17 protein-coding genes are annotated in these 22,176 nt (G+C 69.5%); 13 read left to right on the top strand and 4 right to left on the bottom strand.

Annotation, left to right across the window (positions count from 1 at the left end):
• The 7 genes from nuoL (at position 1) to GXW76_RS14465 (ending at position 9,136) form a co-directional block, all read left to right on the top strand.
• Complete coding sequence (nuoL, locus tag GXW76_RS14495) at positions 1–1,917, top strand: NADH-quinone oxidoreductase subunit L (RefSeq protein ID WP_211862802.1); 1,917 nt, start codon at positions 1–3, stop codon at positions 1,915–1,917.
• On the top strand, positions 1,914–3,425 hold the full coding sequence (locus GXW76_RS14490) for an NADH-quinone oxidoreductase subunit M (protein ID WP_211862801.1): 1,512 nt from the start codon (positions 1,914–1,916) through the stop codon (positions 3,423–3,425). Before nuoL ends, GXW76_RS14490 begins: the two co-directional genes overlap by 4 nt.
• Before the next feature lie 4 nt (positions 3,426–3,429).
• The gene (gene nuoN, locus GXW76_RS14485) at positions 3,430–4,851 is read left to right on the top strand and encodes an NADH-quinone oxidoreductase subunit NuoN (RefSeq protein ID WP_211862800.1); all 1,422 of its coding nucleotides are present in this window, start codon (positions 3,430–3,432) and stop codon (positions 4,849–4,851) included.
• The gene (locus tag GXW76_RS14480) at positions 4,848–5,579 is read left to right on the top strand and encodes a biotin--[acetyl-CoA-carboxylase] ligase (protein ID WP_211862799.1); all 732 of its coding nucleotides are present in this window, start codon (positions 4,848–4,850) and stop codon (positions 5,577–5,579) included. Before nuoN ends, GXW76_RS14480 begins: the two co-directional genes overlap by 4 nt.
• 2 nt (positions 5,580–5,581) lie before the next feature.
• On the top strand, positions 5,582–6,400 hold the full coding sequence (locus tag GXW76_RS14475; protein ID WP_211862798.1) for a type III pantothenate kinase: 819 nt from the start codon (positions 5,582–5,584) through the stop codon (positions 6,398–6,400).
• Between the two features lie 5 nt (positions 6,401–6,405).
• The gene (locus GXW76_RS14470) at positions 6,406–8,052 is read left to right on the top strand and encodes a ribonuclease J (protein WP_211862797.1); all 1,647 of its coding nucleotides are present in this window, start codon (positions 6,406–6,408) and stop codon (positions 8,050–8,052) included.
• Between the two features lie 154 nt (positions 8,053–8,206).
• A complete protein-coding gene (locus GXW76_RS14465) occupies positions 8,207–9,136 on the top strand; it encodes a tetratricopeptide repeat protein (RefSeq protein WP_211862796.1) in 930 nt (309 codons plus the stop codon).
• Between the two features lie 24 nt (positions 9,137–9,160).
• On the opposite strand, the gene GXW76_RS26000 is transcribed toward GXW76_RS14465, so the two are convergent.
• Complete coding sequence (locus GXW76_RS26000; RefSeq protein WP_272876073.1) at positions 9,161–9,295, bottom strand: hypothetical protein; 135 nt, start codon at positions 9,293–9,295, stop codon at positions 9,161–9,163.
• Between the two features lie 245 nt (positions 9,296–9,540).
• Between GXW76_RS26000 and GXW76_RS14460 the strand changes: the two genes are divergently transcribed.
• From GXW76_RS14460 to GXW76_RS14445, 4 genes are all read left to right on the top strand, one after another.
• Positions 9,541–9,804, top strand: a complete 264-nt coding sequence (locus tag GXW76_RS14460) for a DUF1467 family protein (protein ID WP_211862795.1) — start codon at positions 9,541–9,543, stop codon at positions 9,802–9,804.
• A gap of 401 nt (positions 9,805–10,205) precedes the next feature.
• Positions 10,206–11,522 carry a proline--tRNA ligase gene (gene proS, locus GXW76_RS14455; RefSeq protein ID WP_211862794.1) on the top strand — a complete coding sequence of 439 codons (1,317 nt, stop codon included), beginning with the start codon at positions 10,206–10,208 and terminating at the stop codon, positions 11,520–11,522.
• 8 nt (positions 11,523–11,530) lie between these two features.
• Positions 11,531–12,778 carry a lipoprotein-releasing ABC transporter permease subunit gene (locus GXW76_RS14450; RefSeq protein ID WP_211862793.1) on the top strand — a complete coding sequence of 416 codons (1,248 nt, stop codon included), beginning with the start codon at positions 11,531–11,533 and terminating at the stop codon, positions 12,776–12,778.
• Positions 12,771–13,454: an ABC transporter ATP-binding protein gene (locus GXW76_RS14445; RefSeq protein ID WP_211862792.1), complete on the top strand. Its 684-nt coding sequence runs from the start codon at positions 12,771–12,773 to the stop codon at positions 13,452–13,454. Before GXW76_RS14450 ends, GXW76_RS14445 begins: the two co-directional genes overlap by 8 nt.
• A 28-nt stretch (positions 13,455–13,482) precedes the next feature.
• On the opposite strand, the gene GXW76_RS14440 is transcribed toward GXW76_RS14445, so the two are convergent.
• Entirely contained in the window at positions 13,483–14,046 is a 564-nt protein-coding gene (locus tag GXW76_RS14440; RefSeq protein WP_211862791.1) for a HupE/UreJ family protein, read from the bottom strand.
• 204 nt (positions 14,047–14,250) lie between these two features.
• Between GXW76_RS14440 and dnaE the strand changes: the two genes are divergently transcribed.
• Positions 14,251–17,712, top strand: a complete 3,462-nt coding sequence (gene dnaE / locus GXW76_RS14435) for a DNA polymerase III subunit alpha (RefSeq protein ID WP_211862790.1) — start codon at positions 14,251–14,253, stop codon at positions 17,710–17,712.
• A 388-nt stretch (positions 17,713–18,100) separates the two neighbouring features.
• Entirely contained in the window at positions 18,101–18,934 is an 834-nt protein-coding gene (gene mazG, locus GXW76_RS14430) for a nucleoside triphosphate pyrophosphohydrolase (protein ID WP_211862789.1), read from the top strand.
• 180 nt (positions 18,935–19,114) lie between these two features.
• On the opposite strand, the gene GXW76_RS14425 is transcribed toward mazG, so the two are convergent.
• Together GXW76_RS14425 and GXW76_RS14420 are read right to left on the bottom strand one after the other, a co-directional pair.
• Entirely contained in the window at positions 19,115–20,065 is a 951-nt protein-coding gene (locus tag GXW76_RS14425; protein ID WP_211862788.1) for a pirin family protein, read from the bottom strand.
• Between the two features lie 207 nt (positions 20,066–20,272).
• On the bottom strand, positions 20,273–22,176 hold a 1,904-nt coding region (locus GXW76_RS14420), incomplete at its 5' end, for a calcium-binding protein (RefSeq protein WP_211862787.1).

Here is a 22,176-nt window from a genome sequence, read left to right as displayed (position 1 = left end):
ATGTTCGTCGGCGCCGTCTTCTTCCCGCTGCTGGGTGCCAGCATCGCCGGCTTCTTCGGCCGCTGGATCGGCGACAAGGCCGCGCAGATGGTTTCGGTCATCTGCATGGTGCTCGCCGCCATCTGCGGCCTGACCGCCTTCTTCCAGGTCGCGCTCGGCCATGCGCCGCAGACCGTGGAGATCCTGACCTTCCTCGACGTGGGCGGGTTCGAGGTGTCGTGGGCGCTGCGCTACGACACGCTCTCGGCGGTCATGGTCGGCATGGTCACGCTGATCTCGACGCTGATCCACATCTACAGCGTCGGCTACATGTCGCACGACCCGAGCCGGCCGCGCTTCTTCGCCTACCTGTCGCTGTTCACCTTCATGATGCTCATGCTGGTGACGGCGGATAACCTGGTGCAGCTCTTCTTCGGCTGGGAGGGCGTGGGCCTCGCCTCCTACCTGCTGATCGGCTTCTGGTACGAGAAGGAGAGCGCCTGCGCCGCGGCGATGAAGGCGTTCATCGTCAACCGCGTCGGCGACTTCTTCTTCATGCTCGGCCTGGCGCTGACCTTCTGGACCTTCGGCTCGGTCGAGTTCGGCACGATCTTCGGCAGCATCGAGCAGCATCGCGGCGACACCATCGGCGGCCTGCCGGCCTACGAGGTGATCTGCGTGCTGCTGTTCCTCGGCGCCTGCGGCAAGTCGGCGCAGCTCGGCCTGCACACCTGGCTGCCGGACGCCATGGAAGGCCCGACGCCGGTTTCCGCGCTGATCCACGCGGCCACCATGGTGACGGCGGGCGTGTTCCTCGTCGCGCGCATGTCGCCTGTGTTCGAGTATGCGCCGACGGCGCTCGCCATCGTCACGGTCGTGGGTGCCTCGACGGCGATCTTCGCGGCGACGATCGGCTGCGTGCAGAACGACATCAAGCGCATCATCGCGTATTCGACCTGCTCGCAACTCGGCTACATGTTCTTCGCGGCGGGCGTGGGCGCATACCAGGGCGCGATCTTCCACCTGTTTACCCACGCCTTCTTCAAGGCGCTGCTGTTCCTGGGCGCGGGCTCCGTCATCCATGCGATGTCGGACGAGCAGGACATCCGCAAGATGGGCGGCATCTGGAAGAAGATCCCGGTCACCTATGCGGTGATGTGGATCGGGTCGCTGGCGCTGGCCGGCGTGCCGTTCTTCGCCGGCTACTACTCGAAGGATTTCGTGCTGGAGGCGGCCTTCGCGTCGCACTCGGGCGTGGGCATGTACGCCTTCGTGTGCGGCCTCGCGGCCGCCTTCCTGACGGCCTTCTACTCCTGGCGCCTGATCATCCTGACCTTCCACGGCAAGCCGCGCGCGGACCATCACGTGATGGAGCACGTGCACGAGAGCCCGGCCGTGATGCTGGTGCCGCTGCTGGTCCTGGCCGCGGGCGCGATCGGCACGGGTGCGTATTTCGCGCCGGAATTCGTCGGCCATCACTGGGAGCAGTTCTGGAACGGCTCGATCGTCAACGCACCGCACAACCACATCATGCACGACGCGCACGAGGTTCCCGAATGGGTGCCGCTGGCGCCGACCGTGGTGGGGCTGGCGGGGATCGGGCTCGCCTACCTGCTCTACATGCTGGTGCCGAGCGTGCCGGGGAAGCTCGCCTCGACCTTCTCCGGCGTGTACCGCTTCCTGCTGAACAAGTGGTACTTCGACGAACTGTATGACGCGATCTTCGTCCGTCCCGCCCGGGCGCTCGCACGGGTGCTGTGGCAGACGGTGGATGCGCGCATGATCGACGGCGTGCCGAACGGCGCGGCCTCGCTCGCCTCCGACGTGGCGCAGGGTGCGGTGCGCATCCAGACCGGGCGCGTCGCCAACTATGCCTTCGTCATGATCGCGGGCCTCGCGGTCTTCGTCTCCATCCTCGTCTTCGGTGCTGCACGATGAACGCCGCCGGCTTCCCGCTGCTCAGCCTGCTCACCTTCCTGCCGCTCGCGGGCGCGGTCGTCATCCTGACGCTGCGCGGGGAGGAGAAGGTCGTCGCCGAGAACGCGCGCTGGGCCGCCCTCTGGACCAGCCTGATCGTCTTCGCGCTGTCGCTGATCCTGTGGTTCCAGTTCGACAAGGTCGATCCCGGCTTCCAGTTCGTCGAACGGCTCGACTGGATGTCGGATTTCGGCATCACCTACCACATGGGGGTGGATGGCATCTCGGTGCTGTTCGTCCTGCTCTCGACCCTGCTGACGCCGATCTGCATCCTCGCCTCGTGGGAGGCGATCCAGAGCCGGGTGCGCGAGTACATGGTCGCCTTCCTCGTCCTCGAGACGATGATGGTCGGCATGTTCTGCGCGCTCGACTTCATCGTCTTCTACGTGTTCTTCGAGGGCGTGCTGATCCCGATGTTCCTCATCATCGGGGTGTGGGGCGGCAGGCGGCGCGTGTACGCGTCCTTCAAGTTCTTCCTCTATACGCTGCTCGGCTCGGTGCTGATGCTGCTGGCGATCCTGCTGCTGTGGTACCGCGCTGGCACGACGGACATCCCGACGCTGTTCCAGCACGCCATCCCGCCGGCGCTGCAGACCTGGATCTTCCTCGCCTTCTTCGCTTCCTTCGCGGTGAAGGTGCCGATGTGGCCGCTGCATACCTGGCTGCCGGACGCGCACGTGGAGGCGCCGACGGCGGGCTCCGTGATCCTGGCGGGCGTGCTGCTGAAGATGGGCGGCTACGGCTTCCTGCGCTTCAGCCTGCCGATGCTGCCGCAGGCGAGCGCGGATTTCGCGCCCTTCATCTACGCCCTGTCCATCGTCGCCGTCGTGTACACCTCCCTGGTGGCGTTGGCGCAGGAGGACATGAAGAAGCTCATCGCCTACTCCTCGGTCGCCCACATGGGCATCGTCACGCTGGGCATCTTCACCTTCAACGCGCAGGGGCTGTCGGGGGCGCTGTTCCAGATGCTCTCGCACGGCATCGTCTCGGGCGCGCTCTTCCTCTGCGTCGGCGTGCTCTACGACCGCATCCATTCGCGCGAGATCGCGCGCTATGGCGGGGTCGCGAAGGTCATGCCGGCCTATGCCGCGATCTTCATGCTGTTCACCATGGCCTCGGTGGCGCTGCCCGGCCTCGCCGGCTTCCCGGGCGAGCTGCTGGTGATCGTCGCTGCGTGGAAGGTGAACCCCTGGGTCGCCTTCGGCGCGGCGCTCGGCATGATCCTCGGCGCGGCGTACATGCTCTACCTGTACAAGCGCGTCGCCTTCGGGCGGATCACGCGCGACGACCTGCGCGGCCTGCTCGACATGTCGGCGCGCGAGCACCTGGTCTTCGCGCCGCTCGTCATCCTCACGGTGTGGATGGGCGTGGCGCCGCAGTCCTTCCTGTCCTTCTTCGAAGCCTCGGTGAATGCACTCGTGGCGCGGCATGAAGCCGCCCTCGGTGCGGCGCGCCTGGCGGGAATGTAAGCCGATGACCTGGACCCTCGCGCTGCCGGAACTGGTGCTGGCCCTTTGCGGGCTTGCCATCCTCGGCATCGGCGTTCTGCCGAAGCGCAACACCTTCTTCGCCTGCGCCATGGCGGCGATCGGCGCCTTCCTGCTGACGGCGGTGCTGGTGATCGGCGCGCCGGAAGGCACCGCCTTCGGCGGGCAGTTCGTCTCCGACGCCTTCTCGCGCTTCACCAAGGTGCTGGTGCTGCTCGGCGCGGCGGCGGGTGTCGTGCTCTCGCTCGACTACAACGCGCGCGAAGGGCTGGACCGGTTCGAGTATCCGGTGCTGCTGCTTTTCGCGACGCTCGGCATGATGGTCATGGTCTCGGCCAACGACCTGATGGCGCTGTACATCGGGCTCGAGCTGCTCTCGCTCAGCCTCTATGTCGTCGCGGCCTTCAACCGCGACGATGAACGCTCGGCCGAGGCGGGGCTCAAGTACTTCGTGCTCGGCGCGCTGGCCTCGGGGCTGCTGCTCTACGGCGCCTCGCTGGTGTATGGCTTCGCGGGCACGACCTCCTTCGACCGCATCGCCGATGCGCTGTCGGACCCGGCCAAGGCGTCGCAGGGCGTCGTGGTGGGCCTCGTGTTCGTGATCGTCGGACTGGCCTTCAAGGTCTCGGCCGTGCCGTTCCACATGTGGACGCCGGACGTCTACGAGGGCGCGCCGACGCCGGTGACGGCCTTCTTCGCCGCGGCACCGAAGGTCGCCGCGATCGCGCTGTTCGCCCGCGTGCTGGGCGGGCCCTTCGGGGACCTCGCCGGCCAGTGGCAGCAGGTGATCGTGCTGACCTCGCTGCTCTCGATGGTGCTCGGCGCCTTCGCCGCCATCGGGCAGCAGAACATCAAGCGGCTGATGGCCTATTCCTCGATCGGCCATGTCGGCTACGCGCTGGTGGGCCTCGCTTCCGCGTCTGAATCCGGCATGCGTGGCCTGCTGATCTACATGGCGATCTACCTGCTGATGACCCTCGGCGCCTTCGCGGTGCTGGTGGCGATGCGCCGGCAGGGCAGGGCGGTCGAGCGGGTCAGCGACCTTGCCGGCCTGGCGAGGACCGACCTCGGCATGGCGGTCTGGATGGCGATCTTCATGTTCTCCATGGCCGGCATCCCGCCGCTCGCCGGGTTCTTCGGCAAGATGTTCGTCTTCAAGGCGGCCATCGATGCGGGGCTGTGGACGCTCGCCATCGTCGGCGTGCTGGCCTCGGTCGTCTCGGCCTTCTACTACCTGCGCATCGTGAAGGTGATGTTCTTCGACGAGCCCGTCGGCGCGCTGGACGCCCGGGCGGGGAGCGTCTCCTTCGTGATGACGGCGTCGGGGCTCTTCACCGTCCTGTTCTTCATCTACCCGGCGCCGCTGGTCGCCGCGGCGCAGGCGGCCGTCGCCGCCCTGCTGGGGTGACGCCGGACCGCTTCCGTCTGCGCATCCACGAGGCGCTGCCAAGCACCTCGGACCTGGTGGCGCAACTCGCCGGGGCCGGCGAGCCGGAAGGCCTCGCCGTGCTCGCGCGCCGCCAGACCGCGGGGCGCGGCACGCAGGGGCGGGCGTGGGAAAGCCGCGCGGGCAACCTGCATCTCTCGGTGCTGCTGCGCCCGACGGAACCGCTCCGCCATGCGCCGCAATGGGGGCTGCTCGCGGCCGTCGCGCTGGCGGATGCGGTCGCGCCACTGCTGCCGGACCCCGCGTCGCTGGCCCTGAAATGGCCGAACGACCTGATGCTGGGCGGCGCCAAGGCCGCCGGCATCCTGGCCGAGGTCGTCGCCGGTGATCGCGGCGGCATCGCCTGGCTTTGCCTCGGTATCGGCGTGAACCTCGCCCACGCGCCGGAAGTGCCCGGCCGCGCCACGGCTTGCCTGGCGGATGCAGGGATCGCGCCGCCGCCGCCGGAGGAATTCGCGCGCTCCCTGCTGGCCGCGCTCGACCGCCGCCGCGCCCAGCGCCTGGCCGAAGGCTTCGGCGCCATCCGTGCCGCCTGGCTCGCCCGCGGACCGGCGCCCGACACCCATCTCGCCGTCCGCCGCCATGGGGCGGAGATCGCCGGCCGCTTCGCCGGGCTGGCGGAGGATGGCAGCCTGCTGCTCACCACCGGCGGCCGCGTGCACGCCATCGCCTCGGGAGAGGTCGCCTGACCATGCTGCTCGCCATCGACGCCGGCAACACCAACGTCGTCTTCGCCGTCCATGACGGGAAGGAATGGCGTGGCCGATGGCGCATCGCGACGCGCGCCGACCGCACCTCGGACGAATACGCGGTGTGGCTGCTGTCGCTGTTCCAGCACGCCAGGATCGACGCCAACAGCATCACGCGCTGCGTCATCGGCACGGTCGTCCCGGCCGCGCTCTACAACCTGCGCCGCGTGTGCCGCGACTGGTTCGACACCGAGCCCCTGATTGCCCGCGCCCCGCTGAACTGGGGCTTCGAGATCAAGGTCGACCAGCCGAACGAGGTCGGCGCCGACCGCCTGCTGAACGCGCTTGCCGGCCATGTCTACTACGGCGGCCCGCTGGTGGTGATCGACTTCGGCACCGCCACCACCTTCGACGTGGTGGATGCCGACGGCGCCTATCTCGGCGGCGTCATCGCCCCGGGCATCAACCTTTCCATCGAGGCGCTGCACCAGGCCGCCGCCCGCCTGCCGCGCATCGGCATCGGCCGGCCGCAGGTGGTGATCGGCCGCTCCACCGTGCCTGCCATGCAGTCCGGCATCTTCTGGGGCTATGTCGGGCTGATCGAAGGCCTTGTCGCCCGCATCAATGCCGAGTACGGCAAGCCGCTGAAGGTCATCGCCACCGGCGGGCTGGCGCCGCTCTTCGCCGAAGGCACCCTTGTCATCGAGAAGACCGACCCCGACATCACGCTGGAAGGCCTGCGCCTCCTTTCCGACCGCAACCCGACACCCGTTTTCCACCACAGCGCCTTGCGCGACCCCCTCCGATCGGATTCCGACTGACAACGATGAACGCCGTCTCCGGCGACCTTGCCTTCCTCCCGCTGGGCGGGACCGGCGAGATCGGCATGAACCTCAACGTCTATCGCTGCGACGGCGCGCTGCTCGCGGTCGATTGCGGCATCGGCTTCGCCGGGCATGACAACCCGGAAGTGGATGTCATGGTCCCCGACCCGGCCTGGCTGGCGGAGCGCCGCGACCGGCTGGTCGGGCTGGTGATCACCCATGCGCATGAGGACCACATCGGCGCCGTGGTGCATCTCTGGCGCCAGTTCCGCTGCCCCGTCCACGCCACGCCCTTCGCCGCGGCGGTGCTGACGCGCAAGCTGACCGAAGCCGGGATGGTGCAGGAAGTGCCCCTTGTCGTGACGCAGCCGCGCGCGCGCTTCACGCTTGGGCCCTTCGACCTCCAATACCTGCCGGTTGCGCACTCCGTGCCGGAATCCCAGGCGCTGGTGCTGCGCACGCGGCACGGCACGGTGCTGCATACCGGCGACTGGAAGCTCGACCCCGACCCGCTGATCGGCCCGCGGACGGACGAGGCGGCCTTTGCCGCGCTGGGCGAGGAGGGCGTGCTCGCCATGGTCTGCGATTCCACCAACGCCATGGTGGAAGGCCATTCGGGCAGCGAGGCCGAAGTGCGCCGCAACCTGGCCGCACTGATCCGCGGCATGAAGGGGCGCATCGCCGTGACCGGCTTTGCCTCCAATGTCGCGCGGCTGGAATCCATCGCACTGGCCGGGCGGGCGGCGGGGCGGCAGGTGTCGCTGTTCGGTCGTTCGCTGCGCAACATCGAGCAGGCGGCGCGCGACTGCGGCTACCTCAAGTCGATCCCTCCCTTCGTGCCGGAGGAGGAAGCCGGCTTCCTGCCCGACGACGAGATCCTGCTGATCTGCACCGGAAGCCAGGGCGAGCCGCGCTCCGCCATGGCCAAGATCGCCGAGGACACGCACCCCAACATCGCGCTGGGGGAAGGGGACACGGTGATCTTCTCCTCCCGCCGCATCCCGGGGAACGAGCGCGCCATCCAGCGCATCCAGGACGGGCTGGTACGCCGCGGCTGCCGGGTGATGACGGATGAGGACCACATGGTCCATGTCTCCGGCCATCCGGCGCGGGACGAGCTCAGGCGCCTCTATGCCCTGGTCAAGCCGCGCTATTCGGTGCCGGTGCACGGCGAATGGCGGCACATGCAGGAACACGGCGCGCTCGCCACCGGCTGCGGCGCGGTCCCCTTCCTGATCGAGGATGGCGACGTGCTGCGCCTGTCCGGTAACCGGCCGGAGGTGGTGGAGGGCGTGCCCGCCGGGCGCCTGGCGGTGGATGGGGACCGGCTGCTGCCGATGGACGGGAGCGTCATCGCCGCCCGCCGGCGGATGATGTTCAACGGCGTGGTGATGGCTTCGCTCGCCGTGGACGGGCAGGGGAAGGTGCTGGCGGACCCGCAGATTTCCGCCCCCGGCCTGTTCGAGACCGGGGACCCGGAACCGGCGATGATCGCCGCCGACCTCCGCCGGGCCATGGGCGAATTGCCCGCCGCCCTGCGGCGGGAGGACGACCAGTTGCGCGAAGCCGCGCGCAGCGCGCTGCGCAAGGCGGTCGGGCGGCGACTTCGCAAGCGGCCGACGGTCGAGATCCACCTCCTGCGCGTATAGCCGCAGGGGGATCAACGCACCCGGCCGCTGCGGCGACGGCGGAGCGGCTTCGGTTCGCAGCGGCTCGCGGCGACCGGTCTGCGCCGCTGTCCTGGGCAGCCTCCACACCCGATCCGTGATTTCGCCCGGACGGCGTCTGCTCTAGGCTCGCGCCATGCCGAGCGGATCGGAGGCACGAGGAGCCGCGCGTCGAGGAGGCTGGCCGCGCCGCCATGGTCTGGCGCGCGGGGTGCTGGCGGTCGCGCTCTCGCTGCTCTCGGCCTGTGCGCTGCTGCAGACCTCCGCGGATGTGCCGAGCGCCGCCCCGCCCGCGCCGACGGCCGCCGAGCGGCGGGAGGCGGCGCGGCTTTACCGGGACGGCCTGCGTGCCCTCAACCCACCGCGACGGGGCGCCGCGGGGGATCCGGACGGCGCCGCGAGGCTGATCGAGGCTGCCGCCAATCTCGGCGATCCGGATGCGCAGATGATGGTCGCTGCGGGACACCTCTATCGTCCCGATGGCGGGCGGGATGCGGCAGCGGCGCTGCCCTGGCTGCACCGCGCCGCGCAGCAGGGCAACAAGGAGGCGCAATACCGCCTCGCCCGGCTGCTCGAGGCGGGGGAGGGCACGCGGCGCGAACCCGCCTGGGCCGCCGTCTGGTTCCAGCGCGCGGCCGAGCGAGGGCACCCCGAGGCGCAATACGCCCTCGCGCTGATGCAGATCGTCGGCGAGGGCACCGCGCGCGACGAGGCCGAGGCCCTCGCGCGACTCTCCATCGCCGAGCGGCGAGGCGTGACCCCGGCCCGCCGCTACCGGGAGGCGCTGCAGCCCCGCGTTCCTCCGGCCGCCGCCCGGGCGGCGGCGGCCCGTGTCGGCGGCGAGACGGCGCAGGGGCCCGTCGCCACCGTGGACCGCCCGCTGGTGCGCTTCGTCCAATCCGGGCTGATGGTCCGTGGCGGCTGGCCGGGGGCGGTCGATGGCCGTGACGGCCCGGCGACCCGTGCGGCCCTGGCGGAATTCGCGCGGCGGGAGGGCGTCTCGCCCGAGCCGCCCTATGGGCCGGCCGCGATCGATCGGTTGCGGGAGCGACTGGCCGGCGGCTGATCCCGCGCCGTTGCCGCCGTGCGCTCAGCGCCCGCCATTGCCGAGCGGAAGGTCCACCACCGGCAGGCCGGGCCATTCCTCACCGCGCGAGAGTGCGGCCTCGCATGCCTCGTGGGCGGAGGCCCCGCCGGGCTTTCGCGCGGGGACTTCGTCGCTCACCGGCCGTCCGGGGACGTGGCCGGGTCGTGGAGTCGTGCCTGGCCGGGCTGGGTCTCGTCGGCCCGGCCCGAGGCATGGGCGGGGCCGAGGTGCCCGATCACCGCCAGGACCACGGCGAGAATCGGTCGTCCCGGACGCCGGGCCGTTGCCACGCGCAGCGATTTCACCGATTCCCCTCCGGCGGCAGCCCGAACCGGCCTGCCGCCCCCCTGGCAGCGCCGGCTGCCGGAGACCAAGGATATCGCATGTCAGTCTTCACCGGAGTCATCGTCTTCCTGCTGGTGTGGTGGACGGCCCTGTTCTGCATCCTGCCGATCGGCACGCGGCCCGATCCCGAGGGAGATCCCGGGGCAGGCGGCTGGCGCGGCACGCCGGTCGCGGCGAATCTGGGCTGGAAGCTGCTCGGCACCACGGTGCTGACCGCGGTGATCTGGGTGGTCATCTGGTACCTGGTGGGAAGCGAGTGGCTCTCCTTCCGCACCGGCCCATGGGCGCTGCCGCAGAACTGACCACGAAACAGGCAGCGGAAATACAATCTGCTCGCCGCCCGGACAAAAGGCGGCTGGACGCCGCTTTTTTCGGCGCTCGCCGCCCTGAATTCCGTTGTTCGCCATGCCCCGGCCGGCCATCCTTGGCCTCAGGAAGAGGTTGGTTCTCTTCCTGCCGTGTGACTGGCGTTTCCTCCCTAAACTTGGGCCGCGACCTTCCGGGCGCGGCCCCTTTTTTTATGTCGGCCCCTATGGGCTCACAAGAGGAAATTATGCATTTTCCTCCTTCGGCGTACGAAAATGTCGTCCCGAAGGGTTTTGGCGGATGGCATCGATCGTCGCTGCGCTTCGGCCATCGCCCCTTCCGGCCCGCGCCCTACGCCGGTAGGTTCGCCCGCGATTCCCGCCGTAAAGGACTGACCGTGCGCCTCTCTCGCGCTTTCCTGCCGACGCTCAAGGAAACCCCCGCCGAGGCGCAGATCGCCTCCCACCGGCTGATGCTGCGCGCCGGGCTGATCCGGCAGACCTCGGCCGGCATCTACGCCTGGCTGCCCGCCGGGCTGCGCGTGCTGCGCAAGGTCGAGCAGATCGTGCGCGAGGAACAGGACCGCGCCGGCGCGCAGGAGATCCTGATGCCGACGATCCAGCCGGCGGAACTGTGGCGCGAGTCCGGTCGCTACGACGACTACGGCAAGGAGATGCTGCGCATCCGTGACCGGCACGAGCGCGAGATGCTGTTCGGCCCGACCAACGAGGAGATGGTCACCGACATCTTCAAGCAGTTCGCGAAGTCCTATCGCGACCTGCCGCGCAACCTCTACCACATCCAGTGGAAGTTCCGCGACGAGGTGCGCCCCCGCTTCGGCGTGATGCGCGGCCGCGAGTTCCTGATGAAGGACGCCTATTCCTTCGACGTCAGCCAGGAAGGCGCGCAGCATTCCTACCGGCAGATGTTCCTCGCCTATCTGCGGACCTTCCAGCGCATGGGGCTGACGGCGGTGCCGATGCGGGCGGATACCGGCCCGATCGGCGGCGACCTCTCCCACGAGTTCATCATCCTCGCCGACACCGGCGAGAGCGGCGTGTTCTACGACGCGGCCTATGAGACGACGGATTGGGCGGGAGCCGACGTCTCCTCCGACGACATTGAAGGGCTGAAGGCCTTCTTCGACCGCGTCACCTCCACCTATGCCGCCACCGACGAGATGCATGACGCCGCCGCCTGGGAAGCGGTGCCGGCGGACCGCCGCCGCGAGGGCAGGGGCATCGAGGTCGGCCACATCTTCTACTTCGGCACCAGGTACAGCGCCGCGATGGGCCTGTCCGTCGCGGGCCAGGACGGCGCACCGGTGATCCCGGAGATGGGGTCCTACGGCATCGGTGTCTCCCGCCTGGTCGGTGCGCTGATCGAGGCGAACCACGACGAGGCCGGCATCAAGTGGCCCGACGCGGTGGCGCCCTGGGCGGCTGCGATCCTCAACCTGCGCCCCGGCGACGCGGCGACGGACGCGATGTGCGAGGACCTCTATGCCCGGCTCGGCGACGAGGCGGTCTACGACGACCGCCCGGCGCGCGCCGGCGAGAAGTTCGCCGACGCCGACCTGATGGGCTTCCCCTGGCAGGCCATCATCGGCCCGCGCGGGGCGGCAGCCGGCAAGGTCGAACTGAAGCGGCGCGCCACCGGCGAGCGGGCGGAGGTCTCGCTCGAGGACGCCATCGCCAAGATTCGCGGGGCCTGAGCGGCCGCATGTTCAACCCCTTCGAGCGCGCCGTCGCCTTCCGCTACCTGCGCGCCCGAAAGGGCGAGCGGTTCGTGTCGGTCATCGCGATCTTCTCGCTGGTCGGCATCGCGCTCGGCGTCGCCACGCTCATCATCGTGACCAGCGTGATGAACGGCTTCCGGCAGGAACTGCTGAGCCGGATCCTCGGTCTGAACGGGCATATCGGCGTCTATTCCGCCGAGGGGCCCTTCCGCGACTTCGACGCCGTCACCCAACGCATCCGCGGCATCCAGGGCATCGTCTCGGCGACGCCGATCGTCGAGGGGCAGGTGCTCATCACCTCCGAGTCCGGTGGCGCCTCGGGCGGGCTCGCGCGCGGCATCCGGCCGGAGGACCTGCGGGCGAAGCGCATCGTCGCGGACGGCGTGCGCTGGGGGAACCTTGCGGATTTCCAGGGCGAGGACGCCATCATCATCGGCACGCGGCTCGCGAGCCGGCTGCGGGTGACGGTGGGGGACACGGTCTCGCTTGTCTCCCCGCAGGGGCGCACCACGGTCTTCGGCACGGTGCCGCGGGTGCGGGCCTATCGCATCGCCGCGCTCTTCGAAGTCGGCATGAACGAATACGACAGCACCTTCGTCTTCCTGCCGTTGCAGGCCGCGCAGCTCTTCTTCCAGCAGCGCGACGCGGCGACGCAGATCGAGGTCTTCGTCCAGGACCCCACGCGGGTGCGCGGCATCATGCGGGAGATCCGCGAGAAGGCAGGCAGCCCCGTGCAGGTGCTGTCCTGGCAGGACGCCAATTCGTCCTTCTTCAACGCGGTGCAGGTCGAGCGGAACGTGATGTTCCTGATCCTGACGCTGATCATCGTCGTCGCCGCCTTCAACATCGTGTCCTCGCTGATCATGATGGTGAAGGACAAGGGCAGGGACATCGCCATCCTGCGCACCATGGGCGCGACGCGCGGGGCGGTGATGCGGATCTTCCTGCTCTGCGGCGCATCCGTCGGCGTGATCGGAACGCTGACCGGCTTCCTGATTGGCCTGGTCTTCTGCTGGAACATCGAGAGCATCCGCCAGGCGCTGCAGTCGCTGAGCGGGACCGAATTGTTCAGTCCCGAGGTCTATTTCCTCACGCGGCTGCCCGCGATCCTCGACTACAACGAGGTGGCGCAGGTGGTGGGCATGGGCCTGGTGCTGTCGCTGCTGGCGACGCTGTATCCCTCCTGGCGCGCGGCGAAGACCGACCCGGTGGAGGCGCTGCGGAATGAGTGACGTGCCCCTGCGCCTCGCCGCCGTCGAGCGGCGCTACCACACCGAGGCGGGCGACCTGCCCGTGCTGCGCGGTGCGGACCTCGCGCTGGCGGCGGGCGAGATCGTCGCGCTGGTCGCGCCGTCGGGCACCGGCAAGTCGACGCTGCTGCACCTCGCGGGGCTGCTGGAAAAGCCGGACGGAGGCGAGGTCTTCGTCGACGGCAAGGCGGCCGGGACGCTGTCGGACGACGCGCGCACGGCGATCCGGCGCACGACGATCGGCTTCGTCTACCAGTTCCACCACCTGCTGCCCGAATTCACGGCGGAAGAGAACATCGCCCTGCCGCAGATGGCGGCGGGCGTGACGCGGCGCGATGCGACGGCGCGGGCGCAGGAGTTGCTGGCGGCCTTCGGGCTGGCGGGGCGGGAGAAGCACCGGCCCGGGAAGCTCTCGGGCGGCGAGCAGCAGCGCGTGGCGATTGCCCGCGCGCTGGCGAACCGGCCGCGCATCCTGCTGGCGGACGAACCGACCGGGAACCTCGATGTCGGGACCTCGGGCCGGGTCTTCGACGAATTGCTGGAGCATGTGCGCGGGGAGGGCGTCGCGGCCCTGGTGGCGACGCACAACCCGGAACTCGCGCGTCGCATGGACAGGATCGTGACGCTGGCCGAAGGGCGGGTGGTCGCGGCGGGGTGACGGGCGAGGGGAGCAGAGCCCCCCATCCTCAGCCTGCGAGGACCAGCGCCACCCCGGCCGCCGCGATCCCCGCCCCGCCTGCCCGCAGCAGCGCCACGCGCCCGGCCGCCGCGCGCCCCACCGCGAAGCCCGCCGCGTGCAGCAGCGCCGAGGCACCGAGCATCCCGAGCGCCGTCAGCAGGACGGAACCGCCGATCTCCCCGCCATGCACCGTGCCGTGCAGCAACCCGAAGGCGCCGGCGAGCGGCAGGGCGAAGGCGGCCGGGAGAGGCACTGCCAGCGCGACCACAAGGCCGAGCGCCAGCACCGTCGCGGCGACGCCAGGCTCGATCCATGCGGGCAGTTCCGCCGCAAGGCCAAGGCCGATGCCGGCGGCCATGCCGGCGAGGAAGGCTGCCGGCACCGCCCAGGCGCGGGCCATCCCCGCCTGCGCGGCCCAGAGGCCGATCGCGACCATCGCCACCAGATGATCCAGGCCGAGAAGCGGATGCGTGAAGCCCGCGGAAAGACCTTCCGCATGGCCGCCATGGGCGAAAGCAGGTCCGGCGGCGAGCGCCGGCAGGATCAGGGCGGTGGCGCGCAGCAGGCGCATCGGGGGCCTCCGTGGATATCGGTTCGGCGCCGATCCTGACCGCGGCGCCCCGGTCCCGCAACAACAGCAAGGGCCGTGCCGTGGCCGCGCCCTGGCGAGCAGGACCTTGCCGAAACCGCGGCGGAAGGAGGACGCGCTTTCCCGCATGGGGCGGGGCCAGGCCGCCTGCGCCGTGCTACCCTGGCGGCGCCGGCGAGTCCTGAGATGAGTGACCAGACCTCCTTCATCCACCTGCATGTCCATTCCGCCTATTCGCTGAGCGAGGGCGCCATCACGGCGGACAAGCTCGCCAGCCTGGCGAAGGACAACGGCATGCCGGCGGTGGCGCTGACGGACAGCGCCAACATGTTCGGCGCGCTGGAGTTCGCCGAGTACTGCGCGAAGAAGGGCGTGCAGCCGATCATGGGCTGCCGCCTGTTCCTGACGCGCGCGGAGGCCGACCCCGACCGCCCGGACATCGCCCGGCAGAACCCCGATCCGCTGGTGGCGCTGGCGATGGACGCGGCGGGGCTCGAGAACCTGCAGAAGCTGTCCTCGAAGGGATACCTGCGGGACGATCCATCCGGGCGGCCGGCGATCACGCTGGACCTGCTGCGGGAACATGCGCAGGGCATCTTCCTGCTGACGGGCGGCACGCTGGGGCCGGTGGCGCGACTGATCGGCGACGGGCGGCGCGATACCGCGGCGCGCATCCTGGATGCGTTGCGGGAGGCCTTTCCCGACAGGCTGGCCGTGGAACTGCACCGCCACGGGCTGCCGCAGGAAAAGGCGATCGAAAGCGGGCTGCTGTCGCTCGCCCAGCGCAGCGGGCTGCCCATCGTCGCGGCGAACGACGTCTATTTCGCAAAGCGCGAAATGCATGAGGCGCATGACGCGCTGCTCTGCATCGCCGAGGGCCGCACCATGGCCGAGCGCGAACGCCGGCGCGTGACGCCCGAGCACTGGTTCAAGCCGGCGGCGACGATGCGCGCGCTCTTCGCGGACCTGCCGGACGCCTGCGACAACACGCTCTCCATCGCGCGCATGTGCGCGGTGATGGCCGAGAGCAAGAAGCCCGAACTGCCGATCTGCCCCAAGGTGACGCCGGGCATGACCGAGGCGGAGACGGTGCGGTCCATGGCGACGGAGGGGCTGGAGAAGCGCCTCGACGCCATGCAGCCGCCGCCGGACGAGGCAAAGCGCAAGGTCTATCGGGATCGCCTCGAATACGAACTCGGCGTCATCGAGAAGATGGGCTTCCCGGGTTACTTCCTGATCGTCGCGGACTTCATCCAGTGGGCGAAGGCGCAGACGCCGCCCATTCCGGTTGGGCCGGGGCGCGGTTCGGGCGCGGGTTCCGTCGCGGCCTGGGCGCTGCTCATCACGGATCTCGACCCTCTGCGCTTCGGGCTGCTGTTCGAGCGCTTCCTGAACCCCGAGCGCGTGTCGATGCCCGACTTCGACATCGACTTCTGCCAGGAACGGCGCGACGAGGTGATCCAGTACGTGGTCCGCGAATACGGCGCCGACCGCGTCGCGCAGATCATCACCTTCGGCAAGCTGCAGGCGAAGGCGGCCGTGCGCGACGTGGGGCGCGTGCTCGGCATGCCCTATGGGCAGGTGGACAAGATCGCCTCGCTGATCCCGTTCAATCCGGCGAAGCCGGTGACGCTCGCGCAGGCCATCGAGGGCGAGCCGCGCTTGCAGGAGATGCGCGACAACGACGAGCAGGTGGCGCGCCTGCTCGATATCGCGCTGCAGGTGGAAGGGCTCTACCGCAACGCGTCCACTCACGCGGCGGGCGTGGTGATCGGGCGCAGGCCGCTGGTCGATATCGTGCCGCTCTACCGCGATCCACGCTCGCCCATGCTGGTGACGCAGTACTCGATGAAGTACGCGGAAGCGGCGAGCCTGGTGAAGTTCGACTTCCTCGGCCTCAAGACGCTGACGGTGATCGAGCGCGCGCTGCGCATCCTGCGCGAGCAGGGCACCGACATCGATATCTCCGCCATTCCGATCGACGACCCCAAGACCTACGCGATGCTGGCCAAGGGCGATGCGGCCGGCGTGTTCCAGTTCGAAGGGCAGGGGATGCGGGACTGCCTCAGGCAGATGCGCGCCTCCCGCTTCGAGGACCTGGTGGCGGCGGTGGCGCTCTATCGACCGGGCCCGATGGCGAACATCCCCGCCTATTGCGCGCGCAAGCTCGGTGAGGCCTGGGAGCCGCCGCATCCCGCGATCATGCACATCCTGTCCGAGACCTACGGCATCATGGTCTATCAGGAACAGGTGATGCAGATCGCGCAGGATCTCGCGGGCTATTCGCTCGGCGGCGCGGACTTGCTGCGGCGCGCCATGGGCAAGAAGATCCGCGCCGAGATGGAGGCGCAGCGCAAGATCTTCTGCGAGGGCGCCGAGAAGCGCGGCATCGAGCCCGCCAAGGCGGCCGAGATCTTCGACCTGATGGAGCGCTTCGCGGACTACGGCTTCAACAAGTCGCACGCCGCGGCCTATGCGCTCGTCAGCTACCAGACGGCCTGGCTGAAGGCGAACCATCCGGTCGCCTTCCTGGCGGCGTCGATGACGCTCGACATGTCGAACACCGACAAGCTCGCGGGGCACATGCAGGAGGCCGCGCGCCTCGGCATCCCGGTGCTGCCGCCGGACATCAACCGCTCGGGCGTCGAGTTCCGCGTCGGGACCACGGCCGAGGGCAAGGAGGCGATCCGCTTCGCGCTCTCCGCCGTGAAGCGCGTGGGCGAGGCCGCGATGAAGGACCTGGTGAAGGCGCGGGACGCCGAGGGGCCCTTTGCCTCGCTCGCCGAGATGGCGGCGCGGGTGGATCCGAAGCTGCTCAACAAGATGCAGATCGAGAACCTGGCCCGCGCCGGCGCCTTCGAGGGCCTGGAGAAGAACCGTGCCAAGGTGATGGCCGGGGCCGAAACGATCCTGCGCCGTGCCCAGGCGAGCGCCGAGGAGCGCGGGTCGGGCCAGATCGGCCTATTCGGGGCGGATTCGCAACGAAATGAGCCGCTGCGCCTGCCGGATGTCCCCGATTGGCCCTTGCTGGAACGCCTCGCGCATGAAGCCGAGGCGGTCGGCTTCCATCTCTCGGCGCATCCGCTCGATACCTACCGCAAGGCGCTGCAGCGGCTGGGCGTCACGCCCTCGGCGTTGATCGCGGATCGGGCGCAGTCCGGCGCGTCGCGGCTGAAGCTCGCCGGCACGGTGGTAAATGCCAAGGAGCGCACGACCAAGACCGGCAGCCGCATGGCCTGGGTGCGCCTGTCCGACACCCAGGGATCCTTCGAGGTGACCTGTTTCTCGGAAGTCCTGAACCGGTCCCGCGACCTGCTGGCCGAGGGCAACGCCGTGCTGGTGACCGCCGAGGCCCGCATGGAGGGCGAGGCGCTGCGCCTGACCGCCAACGATGTCGAAAGCCTCGAGAAGGCGGCGAGCGGCGCGGGCGGCGGCGTCCGGCTATGGCTCGATGGGATCGCCGCCGTCGACCCGATCCGCGCCATCCTGACGCGGGAGGGCCGCGGCCGGGGCCGCGTGGTGCTGGTGCCGCGCACAGGGCCGGGCCAGGAGGTAGAACTCGCGCTGCCCGGGGGCTTCAACATCGGCCCGCGGGTGATGCAGGCGATGAAGGTCCTGCCGGGGGTTTCGGCGGTCGAGGAGATCTGAGCCCGGCGGTCCGGCGTGTTTGCCGGTGCCAAAATATTCCATAATATACCTTATGCGGCATTCATCCGCGCCTGTGCGGCACCGCCATCGCCCTGGGCGACCAGGGGCACGATGTCATCAGCGGCCTTGGCGTTCTCGTCGGTGGCGAAGGGCGCGACATAACGGGAACTCGCCGCCCTGCTCGACCCGCATCGCGACCTGCATGCGGCGCGCGTGACGCTGGAGAACGGCGGACCGGATCATCCTTGTCGGCGTCACCGGCGACGAGGTGCGGGACCTCTTCTGCTGACCTCGCGCGGGCCCGGGCGCATGGCCGGGCCCGCCGCCCCCTTCCGCTTTGCGGCCGGAGCGGGCATGAGCGCAAGGGACCAGCCGCCCGGACCCGCCGATGACCGCCAAGCATACCCCTGCCCCGCCCCCGGACGACGCCCTGCGTCACCTCCTCGACGTGATGGCACGCCTCCGCGACCCGAACACCGGGTGTCCCTGGGACCAGGTTCAGGATTTCGCGTCCATCGCCCCCTACACCATCGAGGAGGCCTACGAGGTCGAGGACGCCATCGAGCGTGGCGCCCCGGCATCGTTGCTGGACGAACTCGGCGACCTGCTGTTCCAGGTCGTCTACCACGCCCGCATGGCGGAGGAGCGCGGCTGGTTCGCGTTCGCCGACGTGGCCGCCGCCATCGCCGACAAGATGATCCGTCGCCACCCGCATGTCTTCGGCGCGGAGGAAGCCCGCAGCGCCGAGCAGCAGACCGCCGCCTGGGAGGCACAGAAGGAAGCCGAGCGCGCGATGCGGGCGGAATCCGGCACCCTCGCCGGCATCCCGACCACCCTGCCCGCGCTGACCCGGGCGGCGAAGCTGACGAGGCGCGCGGGTCGGGTCGGCTTCGACTGGCCGGATGCGGCGGCGGTGCTGGACAAGTTGGAGGAGGAGGCGGAGGAGCTGCGCTCGGAACTCCGTATTTCCAGCGAAGAGATTGATCCTGAAAGATTGAAAGACGAGGTCGGGGACCTGCTGTTCGTCCTCGCCAATCTCGCCCGGAAGCTCGATCTGGACCCGGAGGTCTGTCTCCGCGGCGCCAACCGGAAATTCGAGCGTCGCTTTCGATACATCGAACAAACCCTTCAATATGAAGGATTAACGCCTGCGGATTCGACGCTGGAGCGCATGGAAACGCTTTGGACGGAAGCGAAGCGTCGCGAACGTGAGATTGACTGAGTTTCGACGCAAGGTATTTTTTCTATCTAATTGTTTTTGCAGTAATTATCCAAGGGCGGCCGTGTAACCCCAACGGCAAAATCCGTCAGGGCGAACCTGTCCGGCATTCCCCTGCACCACCGCGCGGCGCGGCGCAGCCGGCCGGGACCGCACCGCGCACAAAGCCGGAACCGTGGCGCTTCAGTCCGGGCGGGTCGCCGCCCGGACCGTCACCCGGCCTTCCGGCAGCGGGATGAATTCCTTCTCGTCGCCTGGAACCTTCGGGAAGCGGCCGTCCTTCCACTCGGCCTTCGCCTGCTCCAGCCGCTCGCGGCTGGAAGCGACGAAGTTCCAGTAGAGGTAGCGCGGCCCGTCCATCGCGGCGCCGCCGAGCATCAGGAGTCGCGCACCTTCTGGCCCCGCGGTCAGGGCCAGAGCGTCCCCGGCGCGGAACACCAGCATGCGTTCGGCCTCGAAGCGCGTGCCGGCGACCTCGACCGAGCCCTGGACGACATAGGCGCCGCGCTCCTCGTGCTCCGCGGGCAGCGGCAGCCTGGCGCCGGGTGCCAGCACGGCATCGGCGTAGAACAGGGGTGAGGAAACGGCGACGGGCGCCTTCAGGCCCCAGCCCTCCCCCGCGACCAATCGCATGCGGAGGCCGTTCTCCTCCACCAGCGGCAGCGCGGCGGCGTCGTGGTGGGCGAAGGCGGGGGCGCTGTCCTCGGCGGATTTCGGCAGTGCCACCCAGGACTGGATGCCGAACATCCGCCGCGGCCGGTCGCGCTGCGCCGGGTCCGTGCGCTCGGAATGGACGATGCCGCGCCCTGCGGTCATCCAGTTTACCGCCCCGGGACGGATCGGCTGCGCGGTGCCGAGGCTGTCGCGGTGCAGGATCTCGCCCTCGAAGAGGTAGGTGACCGTGGACAGCCCGATATGCGGGTGCGGCCGGACGTCGAGGCCCTTGCCGGTCAGGAACTCGCCCGGCCCCATCTGGTCGAAGAAGATGAAGGGCCCGACCATCTGGCGTTCGCGCGCCGGCAGCGCGCGGCGCACCTCGAAGCCACCGACATCGTGGGCGCGGGGGATGATGACCGTCTCGATCCCGGGCGGCGCGGGGGGGCAGACGGGGTCTTCTTCGTCGAGGGTGGACATGGGCATGCCTCCGGATAGTGCAGGCATATCACCGAGATGCGCGGCAGGCTTGGCGCATGCGCATCACCGTTTCGGCACCGCCGCCCGTGGTGGTTCTTCCATCGCCGGGATGGCAGCCGTGGAGGCGACCGAGTGGTTGGCGGGGACAGGCAGGCCCAGGGGGCAGCGAGGCCGCGGAGGTCCGCGGCCTCGCCGGCAGAGGTCAGGTCACAAGACGAAGTCGCTTGCCTGGAGGCCCTTCAGCCCGTTCAGGGTGATCATCAGTTCAGCGTTGGCTGTATTTCCATCGAGGTCGACGATGACGACGGTGTTCCCGCCCGTCTGGAACCACGCGACGTTGTTGGCTGCAGTGAAGGCTTGGCTTTGCACGGCCTGGAAGCCGAGCGTCCCGCTGTAGAGCGCGGAGAGGTCGATCTTGTCCTCGCCCGGCGTGAAGTCGGTGACGACGTCGTTCGTGTCGTTGGCGTGGAGGTACCGGAAGATGTCGTTGCCGGTGCCTCCGGTCAGGATGTCGGTGCCATAGCCCCCGATCAGGACGTCGTTCTGCTGACCACCGACAAGCGAGTCGACACCAGAGCCCCCGAAGAGATGATCGTTCTGGTTGCCTCCGAGCAGCGTGTCGTTGCCCTCGCCCCCGTACAGCGTGTCATCCAGGTTGCCGCCATCCAGGGTGTCATTGCCGCCCCTGCCGATGATCAGATCATCGCCCCCGCCACCGGAGAGTGATTCACCCGCGCTGCTGCCGATAATCGTGTCGTTGTTACCGCCCGGGCCGCCACTGCCCGGGGTTCCCGTCACGGTATCCGAAGGGTCGCCGACGCCGGTGAAGGGTGCAGGCAGCATTGCCGTGAGGATCGGCTCCGCTGCGCCGTTGACGGTGATCGCGACCGTCCCGGTTCCCTGCCCGCCGTCGCCATCATCGACCCGCACGGTGTAGGTGAGCGTGACTGACTCGCCCGCCTTCAGATAGTCGAAGGTCTTGTCCGCGGCTCCGAACGTCCAGGCTACGTCGCCTGCGGCGCTCCCGGCGGCCTTGGTGACCGTTCCCAGGGAAACGAAGCCCAGGAGATCGGCCTGGGTCAGCGGGGCCAGGCCGCTCGTCGTGCCGCCCAGGCTCACGCTGACCTTGCTTGCCGTGTGCCCGACATCGGCAAGATCGACGTCGGCGAAGGCGACAGCGCCGTTCGTCGTCAACAGGGTGGCGGAATTCGTCTGGTCGGCCAGCTCGTTCACGGTCGCCGAGGCACTGGAGACCTCGGGAGCATCGTTCACGCCGGTGACGGTGATGGCGAGGGTGCCGTTGTCGGAGGCGCCGTGCTGGTCGGTGACGATGAAGCCGACATTGAGCGGCAGTGTCGCGTCCTTGGCGAGGCTGTCGTAGCTGCCGGCATCGAAAGTCCAGCTGCCGTCGGGGTTGAACACCAGCCCCGTCGGGGCATTGTCCGGGTCGGCCAGGGCGTAGGTCAGCACCGCGCCGTCGTCGGCATCGGTCGCGCTGACCGCACCGCCCGTCGTGGCGTCCTCCAAGACCCCCGCCGTCGCGTCCTGCGCCTCGGGGGCATCGTTCACGCCGGTGACGGTGATGGCGAGGGTGCCGTTGTCGGAGGCGCCGTGCTGGTCGGTGACGGTGAAGCCGACATTGAGCGGCAGTGTCGCGTCCTTGGCGAGGCTGTCGTAGCTGCCGGCATCGAAGGTCCAGCTGCCGTCGGGGTTGAACACCAGCCCCGCCGGGGCATTGTCCGGGTCGGCCAGGGCGTAGGTCAGCACCGCGCCGTCGTCGGCATCGGTCGCGGTGACCGCACCGCCCGTCGTGGCGTCCTCCAAGACCCCCGCCGTCGCGTCCTGCGCCTCGGGGGCATCGTTCACGCCGGTGACGGTGATGGCGAGGGTGCCGCTGCCGGTGGCGCCGTGCTGGTCGGTGACGGTGAAGCCGACATTCAGCGGCAGCGTCGCGTCCTTGGCGAGGCTGTCGTAGCTGCCGGCATCGAAGGTCCAGCTGCCGTCGGGATTGAACACCAGCCCCGCCGGGGCATTGTCCGGGTCGGCCAGGGCGTAGGTCAGCACCGCGCCGTCGTCGGCATCGGTCGCGGTGACCGCACCGCCCGTCGTGG

It is taken from the genome of Neoroseomonas soli, assembly GCF_018129065.1.
GTDB classification, from domain to species: Bacteria; Pseudomonadota; Alphaproteobacteria; order Acetobacterales; family Acetobacteraceae; genus Neoroseomonas; species Neoroseomonas soli.
This window is presented reverse-complemented; position numbering and strand designations above follow the sequence as displayed.

Coding starts and splice junctions, on each gene's coding strand:
- nuoL (WP_211862802.1), top strand. CDS start 1: ATGTTCGTCGGCGCCGTCTTCTTCCCGCTGCTGGGTGCCAGCATCGCC.
- GXW76_RS14490 (WP_211862801.1), top strand. CDS start 1,914: ATGAACGCCGCCGGCTTCCCGCTGCTCAGCCTGCTCACCTTCCTGCCG.
- nuoN (WP_211862800.1), top strand. CDS start 3,430: ATGACCTGGACCCTCGCGCTGCCGGAACTGGTGCTGGCCCTTTGCGGG.
- GXW76_RS14475 (WP_211862798.1), top strand. CDS start 5,582: ATGCTGCTCGCCATCGACGCCGGCAACACCAACGTCGTCTTCGCCGTC.
- GXW76_RS14470 (WP_211862797.1), top strand. CDS start 6,406: ATGAACGCCGTCTCCGGCGACCTTGCCTTCCTCCCGCTGGGCGGGACC.
- GXW76_RS14465 (WP_211862796.1), top strand. CDS start 8,207: ATGCCGAGCGGATCGGAGGCACGAGGAGCCGCGCGTCGAGGAGGCTGG.
- GXW76_RS14460 (WP_211862795.1), top strand. CDS start 9,541: ATGTCAGTCTTCACCGGAGTCATCGTCTTCCTGCTGGTGTGGTGGACG.
- GXW76_RS14450 (WP_211862793.1), top strand. CDS start 11,531: ATGTTCAACCCCTTCGAGCGCGCCGTCGCCTTCCGCTACCTGCGCGCC.
- GXW76_RS14445 (WP_211862792.1), top strand. CDS start 12,771: ATGAGTGACGTGCCCCTGCGCCTCGCCGCCGTCGAGCGGCGCTACCAC.
- GXW76_RS14440 (WP_211862791.1), bottom strand. CDS start 14,046: ATGCGCCTGCTGCGCGCCACCGCCCTGATCCTGCCGGCGCTCGCCGCC.
- dnaE (WP_211862790.1), top strand. CDS start 14,251: ATGAGTGACCAGACCTCCTTCATCCACCTGCATGTCCATTCCGCCTAT.
- mazG (WP_211862789.1), top strand. CDS start 18,101: ATGACCGCCAAGCATACCCCTGCCCCGCCCCCGGACGACGCCCTGCGT.
- GXW76_RS14425 (WP_211862788.1), bottom strand. CDS start 20,065: ATGTCCACCCTCGACGAAGAAGACCCCGTCTGCCCCCCCGCGCCGCCC.